The organism is Leuconostoc inhae, assembly GCF_019656015.1.
In the GTDB taxonomy this organism is placed as follows: domain Bacteria; phylum Bacillota; class Bacilli; order Lactobacillales; family Lactobacillaceae; genus Leuconostoc; species Leuconostoc inhae_A.
Genome location: NZ_BPKW01000001.1, coordinates 363,106 through 389,089, shown reverse-complemented (window position 1 = coordinate 389,089; position 25,984 = coordinate 363,106). Strand labels below are relative to the sequence as shown.

Here is a 25,984-nt window from a genome sequence, read left to right as displayed (position 1 = left end):
ATAAAATTTAACGTAAGCGCTTACGTTAAATATGTACACTTGTATAATACTACTATAAAAATAAAAACACAAGTGTGGACTTTTAAAAAGAAAGCGCTTACAATGTTAATATAACGTAACCGCTTACGTAAATTTTGGAGGACATGAATTATGCCACTATTAATAACATTAATATTTATCATTTTATTGATATTTATGATTGTTAAATTAAAACTAAATACGTACATAGCTTTACTGCTCACAGCAGTTCTGCTGGGTGTATCTTTAGGTATTCCAACAGAAAAAATACCTGCTGTCATCGAAGCAGGTATTGGTTCTCAATTAGGCCATTTGGCCATTGTTTTTGCTTTGGGGGCCATGATAGGCAAACTGGTTTCAGATACGGGCGGGGGATATCGTATTGCCCAAACCTTAATAAAAAGGTTTGGTGTTAAACAAATTCAGATTGCTGTTGTCATCGCTTCGTTCATTGTTGGTATCGCACTCTTCTTTGAGGTAGGTTTAGTTGTTTTATTGCCAATTTTATTTGTTATTGCAAATGAGTTGAAAATACCGTTGTTATATTTGGGTATACCAATGGCTGCTACATTAAACACAGCGCACGCTTTTTTACCACCACATCCAGGTCCGACAGCAATTACAGCAATTTTTAATGCAAATATTGGTCAAGTATTGCTCATTGGTATTGTTGTGTCTATTCCAACAATTATAATTTCTGGACCGCTATTTAACTGGTTTTTACAAAAGGTGTACCCCTCGGCTTACCATAAAACAATGCCAAATATATTTGGGGATCTCAAAGCATTCGATATTGATGATACACCAGGTGTTGGTATTAGTATTTTGACGTCGATGATGCCTGTTATTCTAATTGGAGTAAGTACGATTATCCAATCACTGTTGGTTGGTAAAAGTATACTAAAAAACGCAGTAACATTTGTTGGTAGTCCAGACATTGCGATGATTTTATCTTTGCTATTTGCCTTGTACACTATGGGCATCAGACGTAAGCAAACGCTTGACAAGTTGAGTGGTAGTTTAACAGAATCTGTTAAACAAATCGCCATGATGCTTTTGATTATTGGTGGTGGTGGTGCTTTGAAGGAAGTTCTTGTTCAAGGTGGCATTGCTGATTATGTTTCTCAAATTTTTGCCACAAGTAATCTATCGCCAATATTTGCCGCATGGCTAATCACTGCTATTTTAAGAGTTAGTCTTGGATCATCAACAGTTGCAGGTATAACCGGTGCGGGGTTAGTATTACCTATGGTTCAGGCTTCGGGAGTGAATCCAGCTTTAATGGTATTGGCAGTTGGTGCAGGATCTGTATTTGCAGATCATGTTAACGATGCAGGATTCTGGATGATCAAAGAGTACTTTGGATTATCTTTGAAAGAAACATTACTGTCATGGACCACATTAACAAGTGTCTTATCCATCTCAGGGTTAATTTCTGTTTGGTTAGCATCATTTATTTTCTAAAAATGAGATTGATTTTGTATTAGAAAGGTAAAAAAATGACATTGAATTGGGCAATAATCGGGACTGGCACGATAGCAAATGAAATGGCGGCATCATTTCTGAATAAAGATAAGAACATATATGCAGTATTCGGACGTAATGTTGATAAAATGCAACAGTTTGCCGATAAGTACCATATAAAAAAACAATTTATTAGTTTAAAAGAACTCCTTTTAGATGATGACATTGATGCTATTTATATTGCGACACCGCATAATACACATTTTGAGATAGCAAAGCAGGCGTTATTACATGACAAACATGTATTAGCAGAAAAAGCCATTGTGATTAATCGAGATGAGTTAGATGAACTAAATAATATAGCGCGTGACCGAAAATTAATGATGATGGGAGCTATGACTTTATTGCACATGCCACTCATTAAGAAAGTTAAATCATTAGTGATAGCAGGGGCGTTAGGGCATATTAAGACCATCAATGTCACGTTTGGTAGTCATAAGCCTTATGATATCAAAAATAGATTTTTTAATCCTGATTTAGCAGGTGGGGCGTTACTTGATATTGGCGGCTATGCCTTTATGGCGGCTCGTTATTTTATGTCAGAACAACCAACACAAATTAATTCTTTCGTTAGTTATTTTGAAACAGGTGTTGACGAACAATCAGTTACAATCATTAGTAATTCAAAAAATGAATTGGCAACTATTTCTTTATCGATGCAAGCAAAGCAACCTAAAGCACTCACTATTTCAGGAACTAAAGGATATATACGGATACTTGAATTTCCACGTGCACAAGAAGCGACTTTGTATCATACAGAAACAAAGCAACATGAGACGATTATCGCGGGTAATACGGAGGACGCATTAGTATATGAAATTGAAGATTTTGAGAATGCGATTACAAACCCAAATCAGATTAAGAGTTTTAATCGCATGACGGCTGATGTATTCAGTATTTTTCAAAATATTCAAACTGTATGGCAATCTAATTAATTAGAAACAAGATATTAATTATTAAATTAATTGGATAAAACGATTTATTTTGTACTAGATAAAAACTGCAGATCATAAACGATCTGCAGTTTTATTTTTTGTGCGAGTGTAGGCATTTGATAATAAATGTTACTTTCGATAATATATATTATGTAAACTAAAGTGTAAGGAATTTACTGCTAATCTAATTCGGCAACGCGCGCCTCATTAAGTAGTTGTTTGATGTCTTTTTTAATCGTGCGATTTTCTTCTTGAATTGTTTTGGTATGTAAATCCAGCTTCATCTAACCGATGTAGTTTTTCCTACTGGTTATTTTTTGCACGTTTATTCTCGCGTCTGTGACTGCCACTACATGATCACTTTGTAGCTTATAATTATTATTCTTATGCAGAGCATCAAAAAATATAAAGGAGAAAAATATGATGTTGTTAAATAATCGGGCATCCATAATGAACATATTTTCCTTGATTACATACTAAATATAATGTTTAATATGTACATTGCTGTATATTCCTGTATAATAAACTTATAGAAAGTAATTAATCAAGGAGATAGAATCATTATGACAACAACACATACAAAAAAATCAATCACGATTAAAGTCGACGAAACATTAAAAAATGACGCTGACGATATTTTGGACCAAATGGGTCTCAATATGACGACGTTACTCAATATGACCTTAAAACGTGTTGTAGCAGATCGACAATTACCGTTTTTACCAACGGCACAATCATCACTCAATAAGGCTATTGATGAGTTAAACAACGGCAACTATAAAACATTTAACACGATTCATGATTTAATGGATGATTTGAACGATGAAGATTAAGCGAACAACCCAATTTAAAAAGGGTTATAAAAAGGCTGTAAAGGCAAATAAAAACATCAACAAGTTTATTGAAATTTTGACTATTCTTGTCCAACAAGAGCCAATCCCTGAAAAGTATAAAGATCACGCATTATCTAATAATTATAATGGTGAGCGTGATTTGCATATAGAACCTGATTGGTTACTTATTTATCATTATGAAAGAGATGAACTTGTCCTCACGCTTACGGCAATGGGATCGCATTCTGAATTATTTTAAACCGACTAAATTATTTAGTTGGTTTTTTTATTGCAGGAATCTGCCCCCCAGTCCCCCGTCAAGACCACTGGGGGATCAAAATAAATCTCATTTATATGAAATTCGAGATTAATTGAGTCGACTGATAGATAACCCCCCTCTATTTAGTCAGATTGATGACCAACAAATTTACGAAATTTTAGAAGTCATTAACAAACAATGTAATTTTCCAATTTCAGTATTAGCTGGCGAATTACTTTCATTATATGAACTATATGCTTTTTCCTACAAATATTCGTAAATCATTTGACTCATCATCCATTGCATAGATGATTTCTCTTGGTGTAGTTAAATTATCTATGATATTTGATGCAATTTCACTGACACTTGACCCGAAAATTGGTTGAACCATTTTATCAAATTCATCCTCGAGTTCTATTGTTGCCTCCTCTTTGATTGTTTCTGAATGATTGTTAAACCTCCGTGTCTTAGTGCCTAAATATTTGGTTGCTTTTAGAGGAATTTTGTTACTGATGTTACCAAGAGCTGCAGATCCTTTATGGTTGACTTTAGTCAATTACCATTAAAGCCTCTGCAGCTTTTTTATGCAAGTGTTCAGTTTTATTTTATAATCTGCCGACAGTAATAATTCAAGCAAAACTAGCTATCATGGCCTTCTCCATTGAGTTGATAACTTGAACGGGTTTATGTGACTATATCAAGCTTTTCAAATGATTTTTATGAAAACATTTTTGCGATTTGTTGACCCACATCACTACCTAGCAAATCTACAAATCTCACTTGGATTTTAGAACCCAACACTTCTGAATCACTAATAGTGCTCCTAAACTCATTTTCAGTATATCTTGATGAATACGGATATATCAAAACAACTTTCTGAACTGCCTCAGCCTTATGGCAATACCTTGTATAATAGGTGTACATCTGATATAAGTCTGCTTGCGACGGACCATATGATTCGAGAACCTTCCATTTTGTGTCTGCAATAATCGCATTTTTATCATTACGAATTACTAGGTCTGGCCGCAATTGATATCCCGCTTTGGTTTCAGGTGTTTTGTCAAAAAGTGAGTACGACTTATCCTGAGCACTTACATTTGCGTTTGGTAAATATTTCTTAGTCATATGAGCGATGTACGATTCAAATATTTCCTCCATTGGGAATAAAATCGCAAAAGCCAATGAATACCCTTTAAATGAAGTAAATGATTTTCTACTCAAAAAAATCAGACACCAGTCCAATGTTTGAGAATAGTATTTATAATTTCTAAAATTTTGAATCTTTTGAAAAGTTTGTTCCGGCATATGAGTAACATCCACAAACTCAAAATAGCCCAACTGCTCCTGAATTAATTTCAGATTGCCATTATCTAGGCTCTTAGTCAATAAATACTCCAGCGTTGTTTTAACTAGTTGGTTTTCAGGAATGTTGATCAAAAATTCATCATACTCGTTGTAGAAATTCGATTGATTGATCGTATTATTTCTAAGATGTTGAGTCATTAACAGTTTACCCTTGAGGAATTTCTCATTATTTTGAACAGTAACATACGATGATTTCAACCCTCGCTTGATTACCATATCTGATTCATTCAAAAACATCGAGATAAAGACTTCGAGTAAGTTATTCTTTTTAGTATTAAGGTTCGTCATCTTGAAATTCTTACCATTGATGTGCCGAACAGTTTTCAGCATCGTTAAAAACAATTTACGGACTTGTTCATCGGTTGCTTCTTCTGTTCTTCCAGCAATTTTAGGTAAGATTTCAATCGTCAGACCCGTTTTTGTCTGCAGGATACCAACATAATTATTGGCCTGAACACCGTTTTTAATTGGCTTTAAAAATTCATCAATCGATGTTTGATTTGAAGAATTCTGCTCATCAATATAAACACGCAACTCATCAATGTCACGTTTATAAACATTAACACCATCAGCATAGAGTCGCCCGTACTCTCGTATAGAGGTTGTTCGTTTTTTCTGAGCCATCTTTACTTACCAACTTTTACGATGTTTTGGGCAAACTTTTTAAAGTCTTCTATGGATACCTCAGCATTTACTGCATATTTGGCATTCTCGTTATCATTTTGCAATTCACTAAATTCTGATGAGAACAGATCAGTATCATCTTTTTCTTTTACGATATAGACTTGCAACGTGTCATTCAAGACAGCTTTTATTTTTGCATAATCTTCATAGAAATACTCTTGGAGAAGTGGGATAATCTTATTTTCAAACATGATTTGAAGTTCTTCAATTGTACTGATATCTAAGAAGAATGCGTGTCCCAATATGTGTTCACGATCGTAGAGAAACTCAATTCTTCGATTTATCGCATCAAGGTTTGCTGCAATATCAATGCCATCTACTTCGCCATTGTCACCAATTTCTTGTCTGATCACATTTGAATTTGGCATCATCTCTTTAAACTCGAAACGACGACGTAAGGCTGTATCCATCATTGCAATCGAACGGTCTGCTGTATTCATGGTTCCGAGAATATAGACATTTTGAGGAACACCAAATATATCGCCTGAGTATGGAAGGGTGACGCTTAAGCCTTCAGATGCTTCAAGTCGTTTTGAAGGTTCAATCAATGTGATGAGCTCTCCAAAGATTTTACTAATATTTCCACGGTTGATTTCATCAATTACAAACAAGAAATTCTTATCTGGATATTGCTTGGCATAATTACAGAACTTTTTAAAAACACCGTCTTTGATTTGGTAACTAATAGTCCCATCTTCAGTTTCGGCGTTAATTCCTTCGATAAAATCTTCATAACCATAAGACTGGTGGAATGTCACTACTTTTATAAAGAAGTCCTCATCACTCAATTTTTCTTCTGATATTGCCTTGGAAATTTCAGCTGTCACCACCTTACCGTTTTCAGTAACCGACCAATTATCATGTTCATCCTTGGTAAACAAATCAAGACCATTACGCGTTAATATAGTTGTCGATTTCTCATCTGCATTATTTAGTATCATCGTCGATATTGTCTGATATGCGTTTTTACTAGATTTTGTTTTCGCGTATTGTTGCAGCAAATCAATTTCAGATATATCTTTAACCTGAAGTGAACGATAACCATCCTGCTTCATTGCCAATAGAGTAGCATCTTTCCAAGTTAATGAATCGTGATTGATGACCTGTTGTGGTAAAGTTTGCCCTTCAATTAATTCTTCTTTAAATTGTTTAATGCTGAATGTTTTACCAGTACCCGGAGGACCGAAAAGGATTCTGTTCCAGCCTGGACTTGCAGGTGTCTTTTCATTATCACTTTTGTTTTTTTCAGTTTCTTTGTATTGCCAATAATCTTTTACGATTTCTTTGATTTGCTCTAATGATGGCGAACCATCACCAATTTTTATTTCGATTAAATTTTTAGTCTTATAGTTTTCTCTACCGCTGCCAGTAAACACTTCAACTCTGAGCCTTTTATCGTTCTCGTTGGTACGATCATATACGATATTATTTTCGTAATCATTAATATACCCATTAGTACGCATCTGACTTCCACCAAATGCTTTATTGAAGTTCCACCCAAATCGAACGCCAGCAACATAAATACCTGAGTTTTCTACTTTTTTCTTATAACCCTCTATGAATTTATTAGTTGAAGCTTTTTCTCCTGAATAATTACCATTGTTTTCTGTGTACGCCCAGTCACTAAAATTTACTAATTCCTGCATGATTTCAGTAAGTCTATGCGTCTTATATTGTTCGAGATTAAATTCGTCAATAATATATTTTCTGTTTTTCCAATATTGATGCCACTTAATCGCTCCTGAAAAATCAATCACAACGCTGCTTTCGTATTCTTCAAAACCAGACAATTTGCTTAGATCGTAAAAATACATGTTTTCTAGCTTTTCTTTTGTACTAGGATTTTCCCAATCGTGCTGTTCTGAAGACTTAACTTTATAAACCCCTACAAATGTACTAGCTTCACCCTTACCTTTTAAGCCAATTGTTGTAACGACAAAATCAACATCATTAAATATAGGTTTATTTTGACGCTTTTGATACTCAACATAGTCTGAATTTCCATCTTTTTCCCACTGATTAAATGGGTGACGGATAATCTTAACTCGTTCAAAATTAGTCTCTACTGGAAAATATGGTTTCAAAAGTTCTTGAAGCGTAACAGGTAATCGTTTAGGTTCATTGCTTGACATTTTACTCTTGTATTTTTCAATTAACATAGCGACTTCTAACGCTTTTTTTGTCCTAATATTCGAAAAATTTATCTTATCCCCAAATCTTTTTTCTAAATCATTTTGTTGATCATCACCATATTTAGACATTAAAATCAAAGCTCGTTCGCCCTTTTGTTGATCATCATCAAATTTAGTTTCTTCCAGCGGTGTATCGTAAATGTATTTAACCAATTTTTCCGTCGTCATAGTCTATTCGCTCCTGCCAAATCTTCATATACACTCATTTTACCACAAGCAGTACTCGATTCTCTTATACTAAATAAAATGGTTATCACACTAGCAATAAACGTAGTGAGTAATTTGAGCTCATAAAGAGCAACAATGTAGGGAAATTAAACCCAACATAGATAAGCCAAATGCCAACCATAAAAATGAAATAAATCATACTGACTATATCTCTGTGCATGTATAGTCTCTCACACTTTTGTTGTTTTCACGACTGCAGAACCTTTGGTGTAACATACATGCCACTGTGTGCACACATCGCATCGGTACTGAGAATTTTTTCTAACGGAGCAAGAAGGTACATTCCTCCTAAGTCAATAATTGTCTTCTTTTTATATATTTACTCATCGTGAACTTGTATTCTAATCAAATACTTATAAAATCACTAACTTTGTGATAAAATTAGTGTTGTGTTTTACAAAAATAAGAAAAGAGAAATAAGTCGTGTTTTTTCCAATAATCGTAAAAGTAATCGTAACCTTGTATGCTTTACTAATGGTTTTTGCCTCTATAAAGGAAGTTAATTCAAAAAATAAATTAGGCAACATTTTTAACATAATTAGTGGAATTGCCATTTTATTTTCAGACTCCCTAGGAACTGAATATTTTAAAATAATATCAATTATTGGGTTATTAGTCTTTAGCGTAACCGCAATTTTTAATGGATTGAAAAGCCATTCATTTCACATCAAACACCATATTGTTAGATTTATCATCACAATACTTTTCATTATTTTAATAATATATATTTGAGCTAGTTATCCTTACCCCTGTTCGTAACATCAAAGCGCACCACATTTCGCTTTTTATCCAAAATGACTGTGATGGTATTATAATCACTAGCTTCAATCTTCAAAGTAAGATGCTTTTTGTCAAACACTGTCACTATATTACCAATAATCACACCATTTGTTTCTTGAATATCTTTATCTTAATTATCGTTTAGCTTGATACAATCGTTCTTCGATTTTTTTAGTACAGTTTCACTATTACGACCAGTTCCATTAATTAATAAATCTAAATCACAGTATGCAAAAGTAAGTTCAATTTTATCTATTCTCCTGCGTGGTACAACATAATTAGATAAATAACTAGACAATCTAGATTGATAATAGCTAAACATTGGTGTAAAATTTGAATATTATTAGAAAATAAGGTACAGAAATGGAAAATAATGTTAGATTAAAAAGCGTGAAAGAAGCCAACAATACAAAACAAAAGTGTGATTCGGTAATTAACAAGCCAATTTTAACAAAATTCAACACTTCAAACATAAAGCTTTATAGACAAAGTATAGATTTGAGAAATACTGTTTTGAGAGGGCCACTCAAAAAGTTAATTACACCTGAAGAAATGACAATTGAACAAAACAATCAGTTTTACGGTATTACGATTGCTGAGGTTTTAGTTGCAACTTTTTCAATTTATCAAAAAGATGTAAATACAATTCGGTTGGTGTCTTTTGCTGTTAGCACGCAATATCAACAACAAGGGCTCGGAACACGTTTATTACGCTGGGCGCTTAATGATTTTCGAAAACAAGGATATCAACAAGTGAGTTTGTCGGCACGATCATCGGCTCATGAGTTTTATTTAAAACAAGGATTTAAGGATATTGGGCAACAAGTTGTAAATCACTATTTGAACGTAGTAGACGTTGAAATGCAATATAATATTTCAACACAACACTAAAAAATAGGTCATTTCTACACCGCCTTATTTCATTACACGCTTTTTAAAATTTCATAAGCAAATTATTTGTATATTAATAATGAATTAACTTTATGTTATGCTTAATTTATTGTTGAGAGCTATTTAAATGATGCGGCTAAGATGTTTTTCATAATTTAGTACCACGTGACATATTATAAAATGGTTTGAATTCATATTATTTTATTTGACTAAATTTAGAGGAGATTTTTGATGGACATTTGGGAAAAACTATACAACAAAGCAAAGGTATTATACAATCCACATGAAGTGTCACCATTTATATACGCTGAACATGTTGTTTGTGCCCTAGAAGCGGAGGACGGACAAATATATACAGGATATTGTTTTGAAGCGACATGCGGTGTTTTTCATCTTTGCGCTGAACGTGCCGCTGCTTTTAACATGTATCAACAAAGTAAGCAAACAAAAATCAAACGCATCATAGCTTTCAGAGACGAGGCCCCTTCTGGCGTCGGAGGAATGCCATGTGGTGCTTGTCGAGAATTTTTAATGCAATTAAACATTGAAAACGCAGACACAGAAATAATGGTTGATTATACTAAACGAGAGACGATCACTTTAAATGAACTGATGCCCAATTGGTGGGGAACAACACGCGTTTAAATTAACTGTTGAAAGTCGTGATTAGTCACGGCTTTTTAATTTTCGAAAAATATTAATGACTATTTTTCTCTAATTACTACACTTTCACGCATATATTCATGCAAATTAAAGTCTTTTGAAACTTATGGGACAAAGAATAACCTAACTTGATCAAGTCCTAATTTTTATAAAATCTTACCCTTTTAAATGGGATGATAAAGGATGAAACTGATTTTCATTATCTGAGAATACCATGTTTGCAATTTCTAATGTTGCCATACCTCTGTTAATTCGAAAATTCTGACACAGGGCACCTACGGGAATCCGGCCTTTGTATACAAAAAAACATTTAATCATAACAGTCGTATTCGTCCTAATTAAGTGCTTTTGAATTGATTAAAGTTTATCAATAATTAGTATTCAATTAGTTTATTTTTTCTCAATCGGAATAGGCCTAATTAAGATGTAAACATTGTGTACAGTGTTACTCTTTTAAATTTTGATTCAGTGCATCTATAAATTTCTCAATCGCTAGTAACTCGCTATTATCAAAACTACCTAAAATATGTAAATAGCCTTTAACAGCTTCACTGTGTAAACGATCATGTTGTGCGGCCAATATTTTCCCTTGAGAAGTTAGCTGAACTATTTTTTGCCTTTTGTCTTGACCGGAAGTAACGGTAATTAATTGGTTCCCTTCGAGTCTATTGATAAGCCTTGAAACAGCTGGTTTACTAATAGACAACATACTTGATAATTTTGTAATATCACACTGATTGTTTGTATTGATTAAAGACAGGGCTTCTAGTTGTCTTAATGAAAGTGTCCCATTAACGTTTTGTAAAGTATTTGACTGACTGAAATGGTCTTTTTTATTTCGAACTTGTGCTTGAGCGCTGTACAACCTAATCAATTTTTTAATTATACTATTCTGTAAGTCTTGCATCATTTTTTACTACCCAAGTCATTTAAAGTTTGGTCATCTAATGCCCGTGTGAGTTCTTCGCACCTGATAATTTTATCCTTGTTTACTGTAAATACGGCAAACACCTCAACATGCCCTACTTTGCCACTATTTTTGGTCACACTAACGACATAGTGGAGAATTATTTTCTGATTTTCTATATCAAACATTTCTTCTTGAAATTCAGTGACTTGTATTTTTCGTGTCACTTTTTGTAGGGCCACAATATGCTGTTTGAATTGGTTTAAATTTGAGTTTACGCCATCTGTTGTTTGGAGATATTGCGTATCAAAATAGCTTTCTATTTTTTCTACTTTAAGACTATTTAATACATCTTCATAAGCATTTTCTATTAATGTTTTCATTTCTTGCTTTTCCATAAGCTCCTCAATCTCCTCCAAGTATGTAATATGTTAACTTTTATTAGTTAACATGTTACATATTATTCTAAAAATACTTAATTGTCAACAATCAATCGAAAAAAATTAAAAAGAATATCGTTTTCCTCGTTCCCCCCAATTATTTTATCTACTCTGTTAATTAATTATTTTTACTTAACGCGACCGACTATCATTGTTAGTTAGGTTGTTCGCTATTTTCTTCACAGAACTAACACCGTCTACGCCGAGAATACCCTTAACATTTTCAATGGCGTAACCGACAATCTGTTGAACATATTATTTCATATCCATTACACCATTGAGTAATCAGCTTTTCACCAACAATACCATGCTCTTTTCATGCTTTAACGATAATTATTTTAAATTTATTTGAATATTGCTCCCAAGTCAATAGTTCGGACTCTTTTTTCTCTAGGAATGTGTGCGGTTAAGCGACTTGCTTGTCGCAGTGAAAGACGCTGATACGTTCATCATTGCACCAATCTAAATAATTTTAAACAAAAAAATTAAATGCAGCAGCAAGAAAAATCTGAATTGATAGGCTTTTTCGCTTTAAAAGTGAATGGAAAAAATTAAAAAAACAGGTTTAGTGTGTCACTAATGTCTAAGTTAATATATTTTTTTTACTGACCAATACTGTAAAAAAGTAACGCCAATCACTAATATGAAGCCTAAAATACCAGTCGCATTAAACGATATGTTCAGAAACAACACGCTTAAAATAGCAGAAGAGAGCGGTTCCACAGCACCTAGGACACTAACGGTAGTCGGTTCAATATATTGTAAACTTTGCAAATAAAATAAGTAGGCAAACATAGTTCCAAAGACTATGACTATTAATAATTCAATAATAATAACAGTATTTAATTTAGGAGAACTCCCCCATGGTTGAAATAAAAAGTTCATGATGAGTCCACCAATCAACATAGACCACCCTACTATGGTTAAGGCGCCATATTTACCAATTAATTTGTTAGGTAATAGCGTATAAACGACGTCACTAAATGCCACCATCACACCCCAGAATACAGCGATTAGAGGGACATTTAGCGAATTGAAATGTCCTTGTGTCACAATGAGTACTGTGCCTAATATAGCCAAAATCACTGAAATAGTGTCTGCTCCATTTGGAAGTTTTTGATTAATCAATGATAAGAAAAGTATGATGAGTATGGGCGCTAGATACTGTAAGACGGTCGCAGTAGCAGCGTTACCTGTATCTACTGCTTTGAAAAATGTAAATTGCAAAGCTGTCATGCCAAAAACAGTGAATATAATCAGTTGAAGACAATCTTTAAGGTTATGAAAAATAGCGAATATTTTTTGATGTTTAATAGCTGCGTATAGTAGAATTAATAAGCCTGATATTAGCATACGAAGTGTAACTAGCCAATTGACGGTTATATTAGCGTGTGAAAATAAATCTTCGGCAACGATACCAGAAACTGCCCATAAAAAAGGACTTAGGAATGCTAGCAACAGTCCTAATCCTGGTTTTCTTTTATTTAATTGCATTAATTGAAATCTCCCAACAATATGATAAGCTTAATCTTAACAATAATAACTATATACTGTCAATTTGTAATTAGCTACTCTGATCACACTTAAACGCTGTCTGATAAAATAACAGGCTGTATACATAAAAAACGCCTCATCAGATAATAACATGACAAGGCGCATTACAATTTAAATGTTATGGTTATTTTTTACCGACTATAACTACAATCAATTCTTTGACCCACAACAATTGGGAGATGAAATGTAAGAATTATCTAGAAATGACGTAAACTTTATCGTACTTTTGGTGCACCTTTCCATACTGCAATTTCTCCTGTACCGCTTTTGTTATCAATATAGTTTGCTACGTTATTTGATTGATAGGCTTTTACAAATTTTTTAATAGCAGAACTATTTTTCTTGTTTTTTGTGGTGGCAATAATATTAATACCGCCGTGCGTGCTTTTGTCAACAGGTTGGACATAAATAGCGGATTTGATGGAACGGCCTGATCCTACTATAAAACTAGGGTCAATTGACGACAAGTCAACCTCTGGCAAGGTTATTACTAACTGATCAGTAGCTAATTGCTTAAATTGCAAATTCTTCTTATTCTCAGTAATATCTTTTATAGTTGGATCTTTCACCTTGTCTGATAACTTAATTAAACCAGCAGATTGTAATACTAATAGTGATCTTCCTTGGGTAATCTTACTATTTGAAATACTAATGATACCATTTTTCGGAATATCTTTAATTGCTTTATGCTTATCTGAATATAGACGTCCGGCAACTAATATTGTTTGGCCAACCGGCACAATATTAGACTTGTGACTTTTATTCCAGTCATTCAAAAAAATATAATGCTGGAATGCATTAGCATCAATATCACCTGATGATAGCGCAGCATTGGGTTGCGTATAATCGGTGAACGTCTTAATTTTTAGAGTTAACCCTTCCTTTTGAGCGTTACTTTTAATGATTTTCCACTGTTCATCAGTACGTTTATCACCTGCCATGATACCAACAGTTAGTGTTTCTTTTTTTTTGTCGACTGCATGTGGTCCAAAGCTTGCGTAGGCAATGCCGGCGATAGCGACGACAGCCACACCACCAACAAGCCATTTAGTTGTTTTACCCATGATACGTATGTCTCCTTTTTTCTTCTAATAATGATACCTAATTTTTAGAACGTTGATGAACAAGCCTCGTTTTTTCAATCAAAAAAGCCGCTTCTGTACTTTAAAAATACAGAAGCGGCTTACCATAAGCGCGATACCATTCTGAGTTGGGACTATTTGTTACCAAATAGTTGCTCACTAACCATCGGGCATTGGAAAATGATCCTAGCCGAATGGTGTGCCCGTTAACGGGGGCCAAGTCGTTGTAAACTAAACGGTAAACCGATTCGTATACACCAATCACAGGTCATTTTCACAATTGCACGCACGCTAACTCACATTACCCGTTAGCTTTCTTGGCTTTGATAAACTGTTACTTTCCTGTTCAATTTGTTTTGCTCTAAAAATCGTTATAGGTAATATTACAACGTCAGATGATTAAAGTCAATAGCTTTTAGTTTCAAAATAACTGGTAAAAAAATTTATTATTTATATCATGATAATATGTTAATTTTAGTATACTGAATCATTGCGATTGTTTAGTTTCCTAACTTGTGACCGGGTGCTCTTCACTTTAAGTGTGTACTTTTTATTGATTGTCGTGTTTTACATGAATTCCTTCTTTAACTAAAAACTTGTTTTAGCGCCAGAATTAATTGTTCGTTATCGTCATGAGTTTTAATCGCTACACGATGATAATAACTATTTAAGCCAACAAACTGTGAGCAATCTCTAGTCTTGATTTTTAATTTTAATAAATCTTCACGCAAATTATCTTTTTCAGAATAGAATAAGATAAAGTTAGCTGATAATCCAATCAACTTTATTGGAAGCCGGTTCAGTTCAAATTTCAAAAATTGCTTTTCTTTTTTTAATAGATGATAGGTATTTTCAACATAATCATTATCGTGCAAGGCTAATCGCGCAGCGATTTGTGACACAGTAGCTACATTGTATTCGGACCCCATAGTTGACATTTTACCGAAAAGGTTTTGATTGCTACTTATGGCAAACCCGACACGAAAACCTGCTAAAGCAAAAAACTTTGTAAAGCCATCAATAACGATCAGATTGTCAAAATGATTAACCATACTTTTGACAGTAATTTTTTGCCAATTATTCAAAAATGCGATAAAACTTTCATCAATGACGACATACACATGATGTTTTTGACAATGAGAAATTATTTTTTCAAGATCTAATATTGAAAAGGTAGTTCCTGTTGGGTTATTTGGATTGCAGATAATCATGATGTCCAAATCAGAATTTATTTTTTTTATTACTTTGTCGAGATTATAATCCTTACCTTGATTTATGTTTAGATGGTAGTGATCTATCTCAGACCCATGCATCAACAACAATTTTTCATATTCTTCATATGTTGGCGTAATTATTAATGATTTTCGTGGATTTAAAGCTGTTATTATACGATAAATTAAATCATTAGCACCATTTCCACACATAATATTCTCAGAATTAAGTTGATACTGCTTTGCTAATTCTTTTCGTAACGCAAAACATGTCGGATCAGGGTAATAATGACCTAATTTAATTATTTTTTCTGCATTGTCTAAGACAGCATTCGGCACACCCAGAGGATTTGTGTTAATCGAAAAGTCATTAATCTCATTGTACTTTTTAAATGTTGATGACATCATATCCATTGCTAGGTACTCCTTTTTACTGACTAGTTTGTGATTTGAATTTTTAAAGCAGTTAAAAGATATTGAGCAACTTAAACCAATAATGTCTTTTTTTCAACTAAATAACCATAGCCGCCGACAAATACTGAATCAATCGTGTCATCATGTGTTGTCAAATTAACAATAATTCTAGAGGGGCTATTGAGATTATAACCTTGTTCAAAAATATATTGTGATCTCTTTTCAACATATTTAAATAGATAACATGCTAGTGCGCAGTTGGAAGTTCCTGTGGCGGACTCTTCATCAATATCATAAAGTGGCGCAAAATTCCTACAAATTGCCGTCACACTATTTTTTGTTTTTTCTAGCGCAAAAGCATGAACCCCAACAACGTTTTGTTCTTTGCTTAATTCAGTCATGACATTAAAATTAGGATCTAAGTGCTGTAAGTCTTTAGTTGATTTTATTGGCAATAAGATATCTCTTAATCCTGTAGAAACAATTTGAATTGGTAGTTCATCATTGATTAAATTAGTGTCTAAACAGGTATGAAATGATTTTACCGCTAGTTCATTAAAAAATTTTGGCTTGTTTTGTTCCATAAATACCATACCATCTGAGTCAACTTTTATAGAAAGCACACCAGATTTAGTTTCTATTGTATAGTTATTTTTAGATAGTTTACCCAACAAATTTAAAATTGCAAATGTACCTATTGTGGCGTGTCCACAAAGTGGTACTTCTTCAGTGGGTGTAAAATATTCTAAACGAAAATCAGCTATGTTTGATTCTGTGATGAAAGCAATTTCAGCATAACCTAATTTTTTAGCGATTGTCATTTTTTGAACTGAACTCAAATCAGGCCTATCAAAAACTAATCCCGCTTTATTTCCACCGGCATTATCTTTGCTAAAAGCACTCGCAACATAAACTTCAACCATTTTTATTTTCTCCTTTAATGATATTGGTTAATTATAAAGTCAGACCAAATACTGGAATAACAGGTGTTTGTCTCAAATAGCCGTAAAAAGACAATACCTCAATTTAGTTTACCATCTGATGAAGACACTGTCATTCAAAACATATTGATTGACAGTTTTTGAAGTTTTTCATCTCGTATCTTCTACTAATAAATGGCCATTAACAACTTGACAATTACTTTCACCGTCATTTGCCTTATTAAATAAATTGTAACAGATTTTACGATTAACTAATGTTGCAATAACCAAATTATTGATTGTTTGGACTGCTGTTACAAACTTATGGTGCAGTTTCATAGTCAATGAATCCATCACACTATAGTAAATATCAATGTGAAATCATTAGTCCATAATCGTCGTAAATTTTTTGGCAGGTTCGCGCTTGTGTGGATGACCAATTGTGCTTGCTTTGCCAACTGGAAGTAACAGGATTGGTTCCCATTCATTTGGCAATTTAAGAAGTGTTGTTATCTTTGCAAAATCAACGCCTCTCATCGGCACTGAATCGTAATCAAACGCACGTAAAACGTGCATCAAATTCATGCTAAATAAGCCAACATCAAAACGAAGGCCAACTGCTTCTTTATCTTCTGGGTGCAAAGAAAAATAGGTTTTAATTCGTTGCCTTTTATCATTAATGTCTGACTCGTGAATTAAATTATATTTGAGGTTTGATTTTATCAAACGATTAATGTCATAGTCGCGTTTATCTCCTAAAATAAAAAATACTGCTGAAGCCTGTCCAACTTGTTCTTGATTAAACGACAATTTTTGAAGTTCAACCAATAATTTCTTATTTTTGACAACCACAACTTTCCACGGTTGTGCATTATTACTTGAAGGCGCATTGGCAGCATGATTTAGTATCTCTATAATCTCTTCATCACTAATTACATAGTTGCTATCGAAATGTCTGATTGATTTTCTCATATCTAGTTGTTTTAAAAAATTCATATTTACCCTCTTTTTCTAAGTAAAGCAAGTATAATCAATAACATAAAGATAAACTAGTAGGCACAATTTTGTTACTTAGGAGATATTGTTAGAATGCAATCAACTGATAAATGGTCATGTGGCATCACAAAAGTCCTGGATACTTTTTCTGGTAAATGGCGGCTTAATATTTTTTGGATTATCTCTCAAAACGATGGCATTGGCTTTAATAAGCTAAGAAATCAGGTACCAGAAATTACTAATATGATGCTGATTCGTTCATTAAATGCCTTATTATTAGAGAATCTTATTTCAAAAAAACTAACTGGAAGTAAGGCACCATTTCATTCAGAATATCATCTGACCGACAAGTCTAGAGAATTATTGCCATTACTTTTGGAACTCAACGATTGGGGAAACCATTCGTTACTGAAACCTTAACTAAGGCATCATTTTGAATAGAAATTTTCAATGTGGCAAAATAAATTTATAAAGAGGTTTAAAATGAAACACATGTTAAAATCAAATGATATATACTTAATTCACGGCTATACAGCCAGTCCAACTGATAATTGGTTTCCATGGCTTAAAAATTTAGTTTCGAACGAACTTTCTGTACCCATGAATATTATTAATATGCCTCATTCTGATGATCCAAAAGTCGAAGAATGGGATAAAACATGCGATAATGTCATTACCTGCAGTAATAACATGACAATCATTGGTCACAGCCTCGGCTGTATTGAAGCCTTACGATTTGTTTCCCAACATAATGTATCGCATGTTAATTTAATTTTAGTTTCAGGTTTTGATGAAACGACAACTACCTTACCTCAGTTACATGAATTTACTGATTATCAACTTGAAATTTCTGATATTTTGCCAAAAATTAATCATTCTGTTGTGATTTCGGCCATCGATGATGATATCATTCCTTACCATTATTCTCAGTCATTAGCTCAGCATCTTAAATGTCCGTTTATTTTGTTACCTAATGGCAAACATTTTATTGACCGAGATAATATTTATGAATTACCACGTGTTTATCAAGAACTAACCAATATGCTTACGACTGATTAAACAGTCCCTTGGCACTATTGCAATTGAATCAAATTTTATTTCTTTTAATAATAATTCAAGTATTGCTTGTGTCATTTTTATCAAAGTAAAGGCGCAGTGGTCATAAAATCACTGCGCCTTTACTTTGAGGATTCCAGAGTTAATAAATATTTCTTACGTTCGATACCCCCGCCATAACCACCAAGCTCGCCATTACTGTTTATCACTCTATGACAAGGAATGATAATGGCAATTTTGTTTGCGCCATTGGCGTTACCAACCGCCTGTGATTTATTTTTATCACCTAACATTATGGCTATTTTTTTATAGGTCAGTTTATCGCCAGTTTTGCTAGTTAATAATATATGCCAAACTTGTTTTTGAAATAAAGATCCTTCCAAGTACAAAGGCACATTAAACTCTGTCAATTTTTTTTCAAAATATAAATTAATTTGATAAGATGTTAATTCATTAATTTTTGTAGAACCATAAATTAGCCTTGCATTTTGGTTAGTACGCAATTTAGATATTTCTGTTTCAAGTCCTCTCCTATTTTCAAATTCTAAAAGATATAAAAATTCATCGTCTGTTATTGAAATCATTCTACCTATTGGCGTTTCAATAAAATTGGTGTTTAATAGTTTAACTGTTGATTTTTTGGATGGGTTTCCCATTATTTTTGTGAAAGCGTCATTAAACCCGCTTGCCGATTCAAAACCTGCGGCAACCTGCTGATCAATTACTTTACTACCCTGTTGTATTGCTTTGAATGCAATACCAATCCGTCGAGATCTTGCGTATTGAACAAATGTCATACCATAAACCTTCTTGAACTTTCTACGAGCACTTGCGGAATGTATTCCTAACATTTTAAAATCATAATCTTTCCATTTTTTCTCAGGGTTTTGTTCAACGGTCTCAACTAGTAGTTTAACTTCAGGAGGCAGTTCCTGTGGAAATGAAAGTGGGTGACATATTTTACAAGGTCGGTAGCCTCTTAATAATGCTTCCTCAGCTGATTGATAAAATTCACAGTTTTCAAATTTTGGTTTTCGGGCCGTACATGATGGGTGACAAAATATACCTGTTGTCTTAATGCCAGCATAAAACACACCATCAAACGACGTATCTTTTCTTATTAAAGCATTGTAGTAAATTTGCTTTTGGTTTTCAGATTTAATCAATTAGTTATCTCCTTGCCAGGTTAATCATTTTATTATCTTCTAAATATGACAGTTCATCAATTTTATTTTTGAAAAAATCTTCAACTGTTAGATTACTATTACTGTACTCCAAAAATGTTGAAGGCCCAAAACTGATTCTTGAAATTCCTAGTGACAGATATTCTTCCAATTTATCAGATTGAATGTCAAGCATAATATTCAAAGGAACCGAAATATTTCTTGCTACTGTGCTAATAAATTCTTTGTTTTTTAGCCCTGGGATAAAGATACCATCAATGGCATGCTTTTCATATTGATTTATTCTCTTGATTGTTTTCTTAAGCAAGTTTTTATTTTGATTTTTGGCCATTAAATCACCTGAAAAAAAACTATCAGTTCTGATGTTTAAAAACATTTTTTTGTCGTTGTCAGTTTGATGAATTATATTTATTTTATCTGTAAATATTTCAATAGTTTGAAGCTGATTTTGTCCAGGTAACTTATCTTCTAGATTGATTCCGCCAATATTGTTTTTTAGTAAATAGTTTATGTTATGTTGCAGGTCATTTGAGTTATCAGAGTATCCTGCTTCAAAATCTAGACTTTTGAACGTATCATTTATTAGAAGATTGCTAAAAATTTCAACATTTTCTTTTAAAGATATTTGTTGCCCATCATCCTTGTTCATAACTGCTGCAGAGGCATAACTACTGCTAGCCATGACTTTTATTCCTTCATGTTGTAATGCTTTTGCACTATCTTTATTCCAGACATTCAATAATGTTAGAGGCCTGTTAGGGTGATGTAATTTAGTAAAATCTGCTTTATTCATAAGTATGTCCTTTTCTTTTATAGCATATATACAGTGTAATTTATTTTTTTAATTACGACATACGAAAAATGAACAACTATTTTTTAAGCATAAGCAGGAATTTTATTTCATGAAACAATCGCAACTACAGGAGTCAGGTTAGTTATCACAATGCCGTCATTGAAATGCTAGTTTGCGTGTAATTTTTTTAAATAATTGACGCCAATACTGCACAATATAGCCGGTTAAGGTAGCGATCACTAACGTGCCTATACCAAGTGGTCCATTAAATATTAAAGAAATTATAAAAAAAGACAAATCTTGAATCGAACGTGTTACTCGGTAGCTGGCCCATTTATTTTTATCAAATAATGGTGCAACTGAATCATATGGAGAAACACCTAAATTGGTACTCGTATAAACACCAATTCCGAATGAAAATAAGAGCATACCAATAATGAATAAAAGTATACCACCAGAATAAGAAACATCTCCAAACCAATGATCATTTATGGCTCCAAATTTTGGCGTGAAATAAGCAACGATGTAACCAGGTAATGACATATTGATAATTGTTCCGATTCCAAATTGTGTGCGATCAAAACACAGGATCACTAAAAACAATAGTGCATTAAATGCCAACTGGTAGTTCCCCAAATGCCAATGAAATGTATTCGATACGCCAACGTCTGCTGCTGTAGCTGGATCAATTCCCATATTTGCTAAACGGGAAAAAACAATTCCAAAAGCAATAATCACGGTTCCGATAATCGACGCAAATAGTCGCAAGATGAACAGCCCTGGCTTATTGTTAGTCATATGCCTTTCCTTTCTGTTTCTAAACCACCTGAGTCTGTCTTTTTTGAACATAGAATCTAATAAATAATTTAGTCATCACCGTAAAAAATTAAAAGCCTTAATAGGAAAACGAACCGAGAAAAAAACGGCCGTGACCGTACCACTATGATTATAGCAAACCTATCTAACGGTATTTTTAATTAATTGATTCAAGTAAAAATGAACAATTTCAGGTTGATCAATCATCAAGTTGTGCCCAGCATGCGCAATCAGTGCAATGGTGCTTTTTTCATTGGTTGAAAATAACTCAAATTGTTGTTTGTAGCCAACCACATGATCGTGATGTCCAAGTAACACATAAACATGAGTATCATTACCCATTTCAGTTAATTTTCTTTCAGAAGACAAGGTATACCTCTCTCCTTCTAAGCGATTGATGAACGCAACATTTGCTTTTTTTAACCCCGGTAAAATAAGTTTTTGATAGGCTAGCCAACTTGTTTGATTGATGATGACATTCATTTCTGTAAAATCTTGTAAAAATTCGTCATTTTTTTCTGGTTGTGGTTTGTTAATGAATTCATTTTTATGTTCTTCAAGTATTCTTTTGTCTTTGTTTGCAATAACAACAGGACAAGTGATTAGAACGCCTATGACTTGATTCTGATAATGATGTGCGATTGCTTGCGCTAAGTATCCACCGTAAGAGTGTCCGTAAATAATGAATTGATTGGATCCAATAATATGATCAATAAATGATATAAGCATCTTCAAAATTGCGTCAGAAGAAACTTCAATAAGTGGTATAGAGTTGCCCATACCAGGAAGATCTATATAGATACGCCTAAATTGACTTAAGTTTGAGTTGTCTTCAAAAAAATCTTGTGTTGCGGTTTTGTCTAAAAACATACCATGAATGAATAAAATTGCTGTGCCACTGCCAACACTTGTGTATTTAATATCCTTATATTCAGTATCTATCATAATTTCTCCAACGCTTGAATCAACTAAAGCAAGCTATTGTATACATTGTATCGGCCAAACTTTGATAGGTCAAATGACTTAATAGTATATCAATTTAGTATAGACTTTTTTAAGATTTGATTGTTTCTACCAATACTATTTACAAGCAATTATTAATCACAATCAGCAACGGAAAACTGTCAAATCAGTTGACATATAATGTCATGAAACAGTTCAAGGATTTTCTGGCTCGTTTGTGGACACTATCATTTTATCTAACTGCCGACTACAGTTACTCAAAGCCAAACACAGCAGATTTAAGTTAAAAATTTTGCGTGTTATTTCATTAATAACTCTAATAACTTTTCTTAATTCAGCATTTATATATTTATTACATTTAAAATAAAAACGGCGCAATTATAAAATTATGTCGTTTTTATCAATATTATTCCAAAATAATACAATTAATTTATTGTCAGTCCAAATGGTTAACACTGTGAGTGAATGACTGATGGTTGTTTTCAGAAAATTATTGCGAATTGTTACGTCTACGAAATAATGGATTTAAAATCATAGTCCGGTAAGGAATAATTAGCAGATCATGCAAGGAAATTTGTGATAGTAAACAAATACTATAATCAAGCCCGGTCACTAGTATTAAACTTTTCCAAACGATATAGTTGTTCTGAATCAACTTTGCTTATACCGTTCTTAAAATCATATCCCATTCTCTTATAAAAATTTAATGCTGTTTTAGATGCTGGTATTTCAATTCGTAAGGCTCGTAAAAAAAAATCGTCATTTTCTAAAATGTTAATTATTTTTCTTCCTAAGCCATACCCTTGAAAATCAGGATCAATAAAAATATTAAAAAGACTACTTTCTATTTTACTGCCCCAAAATGGACCAATTGAGCCAACACCAATAATATGAGCGTCTTCAGAATTTTCAAGAACATAACAATGAAATTCTTTGGCCCGTTCAATTAAATTTGTGGCTTGTAGTGAATTTAAGTCATTCTCAATAAATTCAAGCGAATAATCTTGAATGTTGGTTGTCCGCATCGTCCTAGAAATCAATTCTGCAACCTCATCAGCATCGTTATTTAAAAATCTGCGTATTTTATACATGTTCAGCCTCCTAAAAATAACTTAAGTATAGACCTATTCCGTCTAAATTAGCATTTTTATTTCGTAAAATTAATATTTATTATTATTTCAAGTGTCGTATGGCTTACCAGCACTAATTTTTGCATCAATCAATTTTATTAGTGTGCTAAACACATATTGAAAAAGGTGACCTGTTAATATAATATAGTTGAACAGCTTTAATTTTGATATGGATGGTATATTTGGCCATAATGAGTAAAACCCCCTGAATTAGATTTTCTCCAATTCAAGGGGTTCAGTTCAATAACTTAGATAGAGTTTATACTATCTAAGTTATTGGTAAATGTTTAAAAACTATATTTATTATCAGTCGTATCTTTAATATACTTTGAAGTTAAGCCCTCAGCTTCAAGATATTCACGGAATGGCACTAATTCTTGTGCCTCGTAGCGTGTCTTATAGGCAGTAACAACCTCTTCACTGTACAAGCTTGTATCCAGTTTCAATGTCTCAACAGGAATTGGGCGGTCCTTTGTAATCTTTGCGTCAACAACGACAACACGGCCCTGCTTATAGTAATCAACGGCTTCCTTCATAACACGATCAATGTCTTCAATACGTCGGACTGTCAAGCCAACAGCTCCTTGTGCTTCAGCAATCTTTGCGTAATCAACATCAGTAAAGTCAACACCAAAATTATAGGTATTTGTGTCCTCGTACTTGTTCTTGATAAAACCGTACTCTGTATTAGTGAAGACAATATTGATGACTGGCAAGTCATAGCGAACGTTTGTGACAACATCGGGATAGGTCATTGAAAAGGCACCATCCCCCATCAAATTCCAAACTTGACGATCTGGATAAGTATTTTTGGCACCAATACCACCTGGTAAACCAATACCCATCGTTGCAAACAGTGGTGATGTACGCCACATGTTTTTAGGTGTCATGTGCAAGTGACGTATTGACATCTGTGTCACGTTACCTACATCAGTTGAGAAAATGGCATCGTCTTCTGCGTACTTATTGATTGCATTGTAAACTTGATAAGCTTGAAGATCACCTTCAGTCTTTTGTTCAAGCTTATTCATGTAATCACGCCAGTTTTGTACGTTTTTAATATTGGCACGCCACCAAGATGACTCATTAATTGGCGAAACTTTAGCTAAAATTTCATTAATGGCATCACCAGCATCGCCTAAGATGGCAACATCGTTTTGATGACGCTTACCGAGCATTGCAGGGTTATTGTCAATTTGAATAAATTTATTAACATTTCGGAATGTGCCTTCAACCTCTGAGAATGGGAAATTTGTTCCGACAAATAATACAGTATCTGCTTCAAGAATAGCTTCGTTAGCTGGTTTCCAACCAACACGGAATGTTGAACCTGTAAAGGCTTCAAAATTCCAGTCAAACGTTTCAAAATTTTTACCGGTTGTAATAATAGGTGCCTTTATCTTACGAGCTAGCTCTTGAACAGCGGGGCCATGTCCAAGAGTTCCAACACCTGCATAAATAATTGGGCGCTTTGCTTGATTTAGAATGGCCACTGCATCATCAATATCTGTTTCGTCGACGGGCGCTGATTTGTATTCTTTATACTTTAAGCCTGATGAATATAGAGGTGATGAATAAATTGAATCGGCATCAATTTCTGAAAATCCAAAGTCAGCAGGTACTTCAAGCACCGCAACACCACGTTTTGAAATGGCCGTACGAATTGCATCATCAACTAAATGAGGTAATTGTTCCGCAGTAGCGACACGGCGGTTGTACACTGCGATGCTTTCATACATTGGGTTTTGATTTAATTCTTGGAAAGAATCCATATTCAATTCACGAACTGGTTTTGATCCCAAAATGGCCAATACCGGTGTGTTATCCATCGCCGCATCATATAATCCGTTAATCAAATGCGTTGCACCAGGGCCACCTGAACCAACAGTGACCCCTATCTTTCCGCCAAATTTCCATTGCATGACAGCTGCCATTGCACCGACTTCTTCATGCTTCACTTGTAAAAATTTGATGTTATTTTCAGGATGCCCCATCGCATCCATCAAACCACTTAATGTTCCGGAAGGGATACCGTACATTGTGTGAACACCCCAGCCTTCCATAACTTTCAAAGCTGCTAATCCAGCTGATATTTTCTTATTTGTCATTTTGGTGTTCTCCTAAAATAAATATATTTGTAAGTGTT

25 protein-coding genes are annotated in these 25,984 nt (G+C 33.6%); 8 read left to right on the top strand and 17 right to left on the bottom strand.

The genetic code is table 11. The features are described 5' to 3' along the window. The first annotated feature begins 150 nt into the window (after positions 1–150). The 4 genes from K5Q14_RS01900 (at position 151) to K5Q14_RS01885 (ending at position 3,569) form a co-directional block, all read left to right on the top strand. A complete protein-coding gene (locus tag K5Q14_RS01900; protein ID WP_220734134.1) occupies positions 151–1,482 on the top strand; it encodes a gluconate:H+ symporter in 1,332 nt (443 codons plus the stop codon). A 35-nt stretch (positions 1,483–1,517) separates the two neighbouring features. Continuing rightward, a complete protein-coding gene (locus K5Q14_RS01895) occupies positions 1,518–2,477 on the top strand; it encodes a Gfo/Idh/MocA family protein (RefSeq protein ID WP_220734133.1) in 960 nt (319 codons plus the stop codon). 563 nt (positions 2,478–3,040) lie between these two features. Next, positions 3,041–3,310: a type II toxin-antitoxin system RelB/DinJ family antitoxin gene (locus K5Q14_RS01890; protein ID WP_220734132.1), complete on the top strand. Its 270-nt coding sequence runs from the start codon at positions 3,041–3,043 to the stop codon at positions 3,308–3,310. Next, positions 3,300–3,569, top strand: a complete 270-nt coding sequence (locus K5Q14_RS01885; RefSeq protein WP_220734131.1) for a type II toxin-antitoxin system YafQ family toxin — start codon at positions 3,300–3,302, stop codon at positions 3,567–3,569. Before K5Q14_RS01890 ends, K5Q14_RS01885 begins: the two co-directional genes overlap by 11 nt. Before the next feature lie 250 nt (positions 3,570–3,819). Here the strand turns inward: K5Q14_RS01885 and K5Q14_RS01880 are convergent, their stop codons facing one another. The 3 genes from K5Q14_RS01880 to K5Q14_RS01870 all read right to left on the bottom strand — a co-directional run bounded on the left by K5Q14_RS01880 (position 3,820) and on the right by K5Q14_RS01870 (position 7,978). Further along, a complete protein-coding gene (locus K5Q14_RS01880; RefSeq protein WP_220734130.1) occupies positions 3,820–4,125 on the bottom strand; it encodes a hypothetical protein in 306 nt (101 codons plus the stop codon). Positions 4,126–4,286: 161 nt separating this feature from the next. Further along, positions 4,287–5,558, bottom strand: coding sequence for an McrC family protein (locus K5Q14_RS01875; RefSeq protein WP_220734129.1), 1,272 nt, complete (start codon positions 5,556–5,558; stop codon positions 4,287–4,289). Positions 5,559–5,560: 2 nt separating this feature from the next. Further along, positions 5,561–7,978, bottom strand: coding sequence for an McrB family protein (locus tag K5Q14_RS01870; RefSeq protein WP_246587512.1), 2,418 nt, complete (start codon positions 7,976–7,978; stop codon positions 5,561–5,563). A 1,353-nt stretch (positions 7,979–9,331) separates the two neighbouring features. Between K5Q14_RS01870 and K5Q14_RS01865 the strand changes: the two genes are divergently transcribed. After that, positions 9,332–9,709, top strand: coding sequence for a GNAT family N-acetyltransferase (locus tag K5Q14_RS01865; RefSeq protein ID WP_246587511.1), 378 nt, complete (start codon positions 9,332–9,334; stop codon positions 9,707–9,709). Between the two features lie 231 nt (positions 9,710–9,940). Then, positions 9,941–10,354, top strand: a complete 414-nt coding sequence (locus K5Q14_RS01860; protein WP_220734127.1) for a cytidine deaminase family protein — start codon at positions 9,941–9,943, stop codon at positions 10,352–10,354. A gap of 463 nt (positions 10,355–10,817) precedes the next feature. On the opposite strand, the gene K5Q14_RS01855 is transcribed toward K5Q14_RS01860, so the two are convergent. The 8 genes from K5Q14_RS01855 to K5Q14_RS01820 form a co-directional block, all read right to left on the bottom strand. Beyond that, a complete protein-coding gene (locus K5Q14_RS01855; RefSeq protein ID WP_220734126.1) occupies positions 10,818–11,282 on the bottom strand; it encodes a MarR family winged helix-turn-helix transcriptional regulator in 465 nt (154 codons plus the stop codon). Next, positions 11,279–11,677: a hypothetical protein gene (locus K5Q14_RS01850; RefSeq protein ID WP_220734125.1), complete on the bottom strand. Its 399-nt coding sequence runs from the start codon at positions 11,675–11,677 to the stop codon at positions 11,279–11,281. Before K5Q14_RS01850 ends, K5Q14_RS01855 begins: the two co-directional genes overlap by 4 nt. A gap of 630 nt (positions 11,678–12,307) precedes the next feature. Continuing rightward, positions 12,308–13,213: a DMT family transporter gene (locus K5Q14_RS01845; protein ID WP_220734124.1), complete on the bottom strand. Its 906-nt coding sequence runs from the start codon at positions 13,211–13,213 to the stop codon at positions 12,308–12,310. 275 nt (positions 13,214–13,488) lie between these two features. Beyond that, the gene (locus K5Q14_RS01840; protein ID WP_220734123.1) at positions 13,489–14,337 is read right to left on the bottom strand and encodes a MetQ/NlpA family ABC transporter substrate-binding protein; all 849 of its coding nucleotides are present in this window, start codon (positions 14,335–14,337) and stop codon (positions 13,489–13,491) included. A gap of 602 nt (positions 14,338–14,939) precedes the next feature. After that, complete coding sequence (locus K5Q14_RS01835) at positions 14,940–15,980, bottom strand: pyridoxal phosphate-dependent aminotransferase (protein WP_220734122.1); 1,041 nt, start codon at positions 15,978–15,980, stop codon at positions 14,940–14,942. Between the two features lie 71 nt (positions 15,981–16,051). Beyond that, positions 16,052–16,903, bottom strand: a complete 852-nt coding sequence (locus tag K5Q14_RS01830) for a PhzF family phenazine biosynthesis protein (protein ID WP_220734121.1) — start codon at positions 16,901–16,903, stop codon at positions 16,052–16,054. Positions 16,904–17,071: 168 nt separating this feature from the next. After that, on the bottom strand, positions 17,072–17,239 hold the full coding sequence (locus tag K5Q14_RS01825) for a hypothetical protein (RefSeq protein WP_220734120.1): 168 nt from the start codon (positions 17,237–17,239) through the stop codon (positions 17,072–17,074). 45 nt (positions 17,240–17,284) lie between these two features. Continuing rightward, positions 17,285–17,896 (bottom strand): nitroreductase family protein, encoded by a 612-nt coding sequence (locus K5Q14_RS01820; RefSeq protein WP_220734119.1) that lies wholly within the window; start codon positions 17,894–17,896, stop codon positions 17,285–17,287. A gap of 93 nt (positions 17,897–17,989) precedes the next feature. On the opposite strand from K5Q14_RS01820, the gene K5Q14_RS01815 reads away from it, so the two are divergent. Continuing rightward, a complete protein-coding gene (locus K5Q14_RS01815; RefSeq protein ID WP_220734118.1) occupies positions 17,990–18,316 on the top strand; it encodes a winged helix-turn-helix transcriptional regulator in 327 nt (108 codons plus the stop codon). 63 nt (positions 18,317–18,379) lie between these two features. Continuing rightward, on the top strand, positions 18,380–18,955 hold the full coding sequence (locus K5Q14_RS01810) for an RBBP9/YdeN family alpha/beta hydrolase (protein ID WP_220734117.1): 576 nt from the start codon (positions 18,380–18,382) through the stop codon (positions 18,953–18,955). A gap of 119 nt (positions 18,956–19,074) precedes the next feature. Here K5Q14_RS01810 and K5Q14_RS01805 read toward each other — a convergent pair whose 3' ends face one another. The 6 genes from K5Q14_RS01805 to spxB form a co-directional block, all read right to left on the bottom strand. Beyond that, entirely contained in the window at positions 19,075–20,118 is a 1,044-nt protein-coding gene (locus K5Q14_RS01805; protein WP_220734116.1) for a bifunctional transcriptional activator/DNA repair enzyme AdaA, read from the bottom strand. A gap of 4 nt (positions 20,119–20,122) precedes the next feature. Continuing rightward, positions 20,123–20,929 (bottom strand): isocitrate lyase/phosphoenolpyruvate mutase family protein, encoded by an 807-nt coding sequence (locus tag K5Q14_RS01800; protein ID WP_220734115.1) that lies wholly within the window; start codon positions 20,927–20,929, stop codon positions 20,123–20,125. 156 nt (positions 20,930–21,085) lie between these two features. Continuing rightward, on the bottom strand, positions 21,086–21,727 hold the full coding sequence (locus tag K5Q14_RS01795; protein WP_220734114.1) for a YczE/YyaS/YitT family protein: 642 nt from the start codon (positions 21,725–21,727) through the stop codon (positions 21,086–21,088). A 159-nt stretch (positions 21,728–21,886) separates the two neighbouring features. Beyond that, entirely contained in the window at positions 21,887–22,690 is an 804-nt protein-coding gene (locus K5Q14_RS01790; RefSeq protein ID WP_220734113.1) for an alpha/beta fold hydrolase, read from the bottom strand. Between the two features lie 617 nt (positions 22,691–23,307). Then, positions 23,308–23,799, bottom strand: a complete 492-nt coding sequence (locus K5Q14_RS01785; RefSeq protein WP_220734112.1) for a GNAT family N-acetyltransferase — start codon at positions 23,797–23,799, stop codon at positions 23,308–23,310. A 326-nt stretch (positions 23,800–24,125) separates the two neighbouring features. Continuing rightward, positions 24,126–25,946, bottom strand: coding sequence for a pyruvate oxidase (gene spxB, locus K5Q14_RS01780; protein WP_220734111.1), 1,821 nt, complete (start codon positions 25,944–25,946; stop codon positions 24,126–24,128). Positions 25,947–25,984 lie beyond the last annotated feature (38 nt).

Coding starts and splice junctions, on each gene's coding strand:
- K5Q14_RS01850 (WP_220734125.1), bottom strand. CDS start 11,677: ATGGAAAAGCAAGAAATGAAAACATTAATAGAAAATGCTTATGAAGAT.
- K5Q14_RS01790 (WP_220734113.1), bottom strand. CDS start 22,690: ATGATAGATACTGAATATAAGGATATTAAATACACAAGTGTTGGCAGT.
- K5Q14_RS01875 (WP_220734129.1), bottom strand. CDS start 5,558: ATGGCTCAGAAAAAACGAACAACCTCTATACGAGAGTACGGGCGACTC.
- K5Q14_RS01845 (WP_220734124.1), bottom strand. CDS start 13,213: ATGCAATTAAATAAAAGAAAACCAGGATTAGGACTGTTGCTAGCATTC.
- K5Q14_RS01785 (WP_220734112.1), bottom strand. CDS start 23,799: ATGTATAAAATACGCAGATTTTTAAATAACGATGCTGATGAGGTTGCA.
- K5Q14_RS01895 (WP_220734133.1), top strand. CDS start 1,518: ATGACATTGAATTGGGCAATAATCGGGACTGGCACGATAGCAAATGAA.
- K5Q14_RS01860 (WP_220734127.1), top strand. CDS start 9,941: ATGGACATTTGGGAAAAACTATACAACAAAGCAAAGGTATTATACAAT.
- spxB (WP_220734111.1), bottom strand. CDS start 25,946: ATGACAAATAAGAAAATATCAGCTGGATTAGCAGCTTTGAAAGTTATG.
- K5Q14_RS01855 (WP_220734126.1), bottom strand. CDS start 11,282: ATGATGCAAGACTTACAGAATAGTATAATTAAAAAATTGATTAGGTTG.
- K5Q14_RS01800 (WP_220734115.1), bottom strand. CDS start 20,929: ATGAATAAAGCAGATTTTACTAAATTACATCACCCTAACAGGCCTCTA.
- K5Q14_RS01825 (WP_220734120.1), bottom strand. CDS start 17,239: ATGAAACTGCACCATAAGTTTGTAACAGCAGTCCAAACAATCAATAAT.
- K5Q14_RS01890 (WP_220734132.1), top strand. CDS start 3,041: ATGACAACAACACATACAAAAAAATCAATCACGATTAAAGTCGACGAA.
- K5Q14_RS01900 (WP_220734134.1), top strand. CDS start 151: ATGCCACTATTAATAACATTAATATTTATCATTTTATTGATATTTATG.
- K5Q14_RS01870 (WP_246587512.1), bottom strand. CDS start 7,978: ATGACGACGGAAAAATTGGTTAAATACATTTACGATACACCGCTGGAA.
- K5Q14_RS01815 (WP_220734118.1), top strand. CDS start 17,990: ATGCAATCAACTGATAAATGGTCATGTGGCATCACAAAAGTCCTGGAT.
- K5Q14_RS01885 (WP_220734131.1), top strand. CDS start 3,300: ATGAAGATTAAGCGAACAACCCAATTTAAAAAGGGTTATAAAAAGGCT.
- K5Q14_RS01840 (WP_220734123.1), bottom strand. CDS start 14,337: ATGGGTAAAACAACTAAATGGCTTGTTGGTGGTGTGGCTGTCGTCGCT.
- K5Q14_RS01795 (WP_220734114.1), bottom strand. CDS start 21,727: ATGACTAACAATAAGCCAGGGCTGTTCATCTTGCGACTATTTGCGTCG.
- K5Q14_RS01830 (WP_220734121.1), bottom strand. CDS start 16,903: ATGGTTGAAGTTTATGTTGCGAGTGCTTTTAGCAAAGATAATGCCGGT.
- K5Q14_RS01820 (WP_220734119.1), bottom strand. CDS start 17,896: ATGAATTTTTTAAAACAACTAGATATGAGAAAATCAATCAGACATTTC.
- K5Q14_RS01835 (WP_220734122.1), bottom strand. CDS start 15,980: ATGGATATGATGTCATCAACATTTAAAAAGTACAATGAGATTAATGAC.
- K5Q14_RS01810 (WP_220734117.1), top strand. CDS start 18,380: ATGAAACACATGTTAAAATCAAATGATATATACTTAATTCACGGCTAT.